A 5,625-nucleotide genomic window follows, 5' to 3' on the forward strand; every position below is an offset into this window, starting at 1 on the left:
TCGGAAAGAAGAAAAGATTAAGAAGAATTCTAAAAATTCTTGGTGGGCGCTATAGGATTCGAACCTATGACCTACTGATTAAGAGTCAGCTGCTCTACCAGCTGAGCTAAGCGCCCACAATATGAAAGATCTATATCAAAAAGAAACCCCCCATGTCGAGGGGTTTTTAAGAAAATTAATCAAAAGAACCTATTTAGGATAAGACTCTCGTGTCATAAGAGTAATTCCAACTGCTAAGAACATACATATTGGAATAACAGAGAGCCCAAATACATAGTTTTGTGCTGTGTATGTAGGGATCCCATTAACAACACTTCCATCCCAGACTTGATGCATAAGCCATCCAATAAAAGGTTGAAACATAACGCCACTTGTCATGCTGCAAGCGTTGATAAACCCTGTGGCTGTTCCACTTAATGAATAAGGGACACTATCAGTTCCAACTGCAAAATTCATCAATTTTCCTCCAACAAAAAAGCCGACAAGAAACAAAAAGATGAAAATAGCTGTTAAAGAGAGATCTGCGGTATATAAGAATAAACAAAAGAAAAAAAGGCTTCCAACAGCGGCAATAAGCATTGGAAGTTTCCGGCTTTTTAAACGTTCAGAAATATAACCAAAGAAAGGTCCTCCTATTGCAACACCGAGCAGAAGAGCAGACGTAGCAAGACCTGCTAAGGGCTTATCTATGTGATAAGCTTTCATTAGGTATGCTGGACCCCATAAGTCAGAAAACGATGAAAGGACGGTATACATTGTTGTTCCATAAAGAGCTGCAAGCCAAATTTGTGAGTTCGTTATGATGCGTCGAAGTCCTATAAGAAGAGGAATTGGTTTTTCTTCGGATTTTAACCCCAGTGGCGCTTTACGGTCTTTTACAAGGCACCAAAGCAATACAGCCCATAAAGCGCCTAACCCTGACATGCAAATGAGAGACATTCTCCATCCGAGAGCCTCAATCATGAAGGCAAGAGGAGTTTGGGCGCCCATGGCACCGAAGGTTCCCATCATCATTGTGAATCCAACAAAAATACCAAATTTGCGTTTTGGAAACCATAAAGTGATAAGTTTTAAACAGCTTAGAAACACACCTGCAGAACCAATCCCCATAAAAAGTCGTCCGATTTTTGCAAGGGCATGACCATCAGAAATTCCAAAAACAAGAGCCCCGAGAGAACACATGGCTGCTGAAAAAGTTAAAATACGTCTAAGACCTATTTTATCAATGAGAACTCCCATTGGGATTTGTAAGACAGAATAAGCAATATAATAAAATGAAGCAAGAAGGCCAAAGGATTGTGCATTCATTTGAAATTCTTGACGAAGAACATCTTCCATGACACTTGGTGAGGTTCTTAAAAAGAATTGATAGCAATAAAGGAACGTTGCAGAAAACCACATTATAAGAGGTTTTATTCCATGTAGTTTTATAAAATGTCGGAGGCTTTCTGACTCTTTAAAGGACATATTTTCTTGGGTCATCGTGCTATTTAAGTTTCCTTCATCTTCTATTTTATGGATTTTTTGCAGAGTCGTCATAAAGTAGGTCTCCCTGAAAAAATTACAATAAGGATTAAGATTCATACAGTCTATGAAAAAAAATTCAAGCATTTTTAAAATGAAGCTTTTATTTTTTCTCAAATTGATATTTTTTGATATTAAAAAAATTAAGGAATAAGAAGATATTAGAGGAGTGAAATACGAAATAAATGCATAAGTCAAATGCTTTTTTTGAATGATGCTAAAGGCCTAACACTCTTTTCTCTTTTAAGATTTTAGATATGGTCTTGTTTCTAAAATGAAATTTTGTAATTTTAACGCGTATATTGCTCCCAAACTTTACCTTTTTTTGAAGAAGGAGGCATAACGGTACTTTGAGGATCTTGATGAATGAGAACATCGGCTGTTGGAAATTCTTTAAGAAGCTTATTTTCAACTTCATCTGCAATTGTGTGAGATTCAATTAAAGGCATAGAGTCATTAAGCTCAAGATGAAGTTGTATAAAGGTATGCGAGCCTGATGAACGCGTTCTTAAATCATGCAAGCCTAAAACATGAGGATGACTTAAGACAGTTTTTATAATTTTTTTTCGATTTTCCTCTGAAAGTTCTCGATCCATTAAAACAACAAGAGCTTCTTTTACCATGCGAAAAGAACAATAAAGAATATAAAATGCTATAAAAATAGCAAAAATGGGATCAATAAGGCTCATTTGAAACCAGCTTTGAAGAAACAAGGCAATGATAACACTGCAGTTAATAAGGATATCACTTACATAATGAAGAGAATCGGCAGAGATTGCGAGAGAGCGTGTTTTATGAATAACAAAACGCTGAAAACTGACCAATATGAGCGTCAAAAATACCGAAAATGCCATAATTCCAATTGCAATACGCGTATCTTCTATGGGCGTCACATCATAAAATCGATGGGTTGCAGAAAAAAGCAAGAAAAAAGAAGAGCCCGTAATGAACATGGATTGACCAAGGGCTGCGATGGCCTCTGCTTTCCCATGGCCAAATCGATAGAATGTACTTGCAGGCTTTAAGGCGCGCCGAACGGCATAAAAATTAATCAAAGAGGCAATGCCATCCAACATAGAGTCTATGAGGGTTGATAAGATGCTTAAAGAATCTGAAAGCATATAAGCAAAAAGTTTCAAGCCGATTAAAATCAAGGCAACAATAAGAGATGCGAAAGTTGCTATTTTAATTAAATTAAAGGATTTGGGAAGATTTCTAAGGAGATTATCCCAATGAAATTCTAGAAAGAGTGTTTTTTTAGAGGCCATCTGCTAAAGAAGTATCCTTTCAATTATAGGGTTAAAAACGTGTCAAAAATGACAACGTTTTTTCTTTAGAATTTGCTTTTAAAAAGATATTCGTGATATAAGCATATAACAATATAACACAATCTTCTTACAAGGAAGACTTTCAGAAAACAAGTCTTTATGGTTCACTTTCTAGAAAAGGGATTTTCAATGATTTCTCATAAATATGTTTCAATAATTGCAAGTGTTGCTCTAATTTCAACACTTTCAGGCTGTATGACAGGTGGACCCAAGGAAACTGGGGGGACGCTGTTAGGAGGTATTGGAGGTGCTGCACTTGGAGCACAATTTGGAAAAGGTACAGGCCAGCTCGTAGGTGTTGCCGCAGGAACTCTTTTGGGTGCCTTTATTGGAAATAGTATAGGATCATCTCTAGACAAAGCTGATCAAATGTATGCTGAAAAGACAGCTCAAAAATCTTTTGAAAGTGCCCCGAGTGGACAAACTCAAGGATGGCGTAATCCAGATTCAGGCCATTCTGGAACAATTACACCAACAAAAACTTACCAAACGAAAAGTGGACAATATTGCCGTGAGTTTACACAAACCATCGAAATTGCAGGTAAAACACAACAAGGATACGGTACAGCTTGCCGTCAACCTGATGGAACTTGGCAAATTGTAAGCAATAACTAAGATCCGAGTAATTTAATAAAAAGACCCCCTTTTTCTAAAAAAGGAGGTCTTTTTTAGAAAAATGACGGACAATTTTTTTCTTTTTCTTTGCATGTGTGTGAGATATAATTAGGTAAATAAAGAAAATATAGAAGAATCAAATCATGTCAGATCCTTATACAATTTTAGGCGTATCAAAAAAAGCCACCGAAGAAGAGATCAAGAAAACTTATAGGAAGTTGGCAAAAAAATATCATCCAGATTTAAACCCAAATAACAAAGAAATTGAAAAAAAATTTAAAGAAATAACCTCAGCCTATAATCTTCTATCTGATCCCGATAAACGTGCGCGGTTTGACCGGGGGGAAATTGATGCTCAAGGTTCTGAAAACCCTGAACACGCCTATTACAAGGCCTATCAGCAAGGTTCTGGATTTTCTCAGGCACATGGGGGATTTGATTTTTCGGATATTTTTTCAAATGAAGATATGTTTTCACGGGTTTTTAAACAAGGAGGAGCTTCGGGTTTTGGTACACATGACGCTCGAAGAAGTCGTCCTTATTCCGAGAAAGGTCGTGATGTTTCTGTTATTTTACGAATTAATTTTCGTGAGGCTGCACTTGGTACAAAAAGAAGTATAACTCTTTTGGATGGAAAAGTGCTGAGTGTTGCTATTCCTGCAGGAACGGAAGAAGGACAAAAGTTGAGGCTTAAAGGACAAGGAGAAAAAGGACTTGGTAATGGCCCTTCTGGAGATGTTCATATTGAGATTCATATTGAGCCGCACCCTTATTTTGTCAGAAAAGGATTTGATATTTATCTTGAAGTCCCCATTGGATTGAAAGAGGCTGTTTTAGGAAAAAAAATCCAAGTTCCAACCATTCATGGGCCTGTGATGGTGAATATCCCAGAGGGCACGAATACAGGACAAACATTGCGTTTAAAAGGAAAAGGAATCATTCCTGAAAAAGAAGGTAAGCCTGGTGATCAATATCTTAATTTCAAAATTGTATTGACGAACCCCAAAGACCCAAATCTTCAAAAATTTGCTCAAAAATGGCAAGAAGAGCCTTCTGAGGAAGATTCTATCCGTAAAGCTTGGAATTAGCTTTTAAGGGCCTCTAAGAACAAAAGGATCATCTTAGGTATAGATCTCACCTTTTTCAACAAACTGTTGCAATTCTTCAAGATCAAAAAATTGGTAAAAGTCTATTTCTTGCTGGGCCTTTCGACGACTTTCGACAAATAAAGAAGGTGTTCTCTTAAATATTTTGCTAAGTCGAGCATGTTCTTCATGGTTTCTTTCAACATCTGTGGGGTCACAATATAAGTCCAAATCTTGGGACTCAATAACAACTATAGATTGTGGTCCTGTTCTATAAATTGCGCTAAATCCAAGATATTGAGAAGGAGCGGTACAAACGACATTACTCCCCCTTGCATTTCCCTGGGGCTTGAAGCTGGCATAGTTCGGAAGGTTTGTTATGTAAGTAATGGACCCAGGTATTGCGCTTTCACCTTGTACGCGCGTTAAGAACTGGTTAGGCAATTCATGGAAAAAGTCTTCAGTTTTAAAGGTTAAATCATCTTGCAAAATTTTAAAAAATTCAGTCGCATAATGATTAAACTGGTCAGGCCCAAAAAGTTCTCTTAAGCAAAAGATCTTAACGGTTGTAAGAGCTATGGTACATTCCAGAAGAGCTGGTTTTTTAATTAAATCTTGAAGGGCATCCATAAGTGTTTCAGGAGACGTTTGTAAAATAAGCGTGGGCGCTGAAATGCCCTCTATGTTCACCCATTTTGGTTCCCAGAATGCTGATTCTGTTTTCATTTGATTGAGACCTGCAGGAACATAATGCCAATTGCGATTGATCTGAGCGTATACTTTTTCTGTCGTGGAAATAACAATATCCTTCGCCTCAGCTTGGGTTTTAGGAGTAATCGATTTTGCTGAAACAACCTCTTCCTTTATATCAAAGCTATCCATTGCCAAAATAGAAACCAATGGAATGCTTAATAAGAAAGCTGCCAAACAAGAAAATAATATGTTTTTGACTAAAAATTTTACCATTTCTCATTCCTAAAAATGCGTCAAGTTAAAATATACGACTCTCATAATACTGTTCTCACTACCCGTCATTTTCTTAAAAGATAACATTTTTAGTCCTTTCCAGTAGA

At 37.0% G+C, this 5,625-nt stretch carries 5 protein-coding genes and 1 tRNA gene; 2 read left to right on the plus strand and 4 right to left on the minus strand.

Annotated elements, in window-relative coordinates; all coding sequences use genetic code 11:
• Window positions 1-40: 40 nt before the first annotated feature.
• From JSS34_08195 to JSS34_08205, 3 genes are all read right to left on the minus strand, one after another.
• Window positions 41-116: transfer RNA gene (locus JSS34_08195), tRNA-Lys, on the minus strand.
• 73 nt (window positions 117-189) lie between these two features.
• Window positions 190-1,539 carry an MFS transporter gene (locus JSS34_08200; GenBank protein MBS0186293.1) on the minus strand — a complete coding sequence of 450 codons (1,350 nt, stop codon included), beginning with the start codon at window positions 1,537-1,539 and terminating at the stop codon, window positions 190-192.
• Between the two features lie 275 nt (window positions 1,540-1,814).
• A complete protein-coding gene (locus tag JSS34_08205) occupies window positions 1,815-2,792 on the minus strand; it encodes a cation diffusion facilitator family transporter (GenBank protein ID MBS0186294.1) in 978 nt (325 codons plus the stop codon).
• Window positions 2,793-2,981: 189 nt separating this feature from the next.
• Here JSS34_08205 and JSS34_08210 point away from each other — a divergent pair, with 189 nt between their 5' ends.
• Entirely contained in the window at window positions 2,982-3,467 is a 486-nt protein-coding gene (locus JSS34_08210; GenBank protein MBS0186295.1) for a glycine zipper 2TM domain-containing protein, read from the plus strand.
• A gap of 140 nt (window positions 3,468-3,607) precedes the next feature.
• On the plus strand, window positions 3,608-4,555 hold the full coding sequence (locus tag JSS34_08215) for a J domain-containing protein (GenBank protein MBS0186296.1): 948 nt from the start codon (window positions 3,608-3,610) through the stop codon (window positions 4,553-4,555).
• Window positions 4,556-4,588: 33 nt separating this feature from the next.
• Here JSS34_08215 and JSS34_08220 read toward each other — a convergent pair whose 3' ends face one another.
• Complete coding sequence (locus tag JSS34_08220; GenBank protein ID MBS0186297.1) at window positions 4,589-5,518, minus strand: hypothetical protein; 930 nt, start codon at window positions 5,516-5,518, stop codon at window positions 4,589-4,591.
• Between the last annotated feature and the right edge of the window lie 107 nt (window positions 5,519-5,625).

The sequence above is a fragment of the Pseudomonadota bacterium genome (assembly GCA_018242545.1).
GTDB lineage: Bacteria > Pseudomonadota > Alphaproteobacteria > 16-39-46 > 16-39-46 > 16-39-46.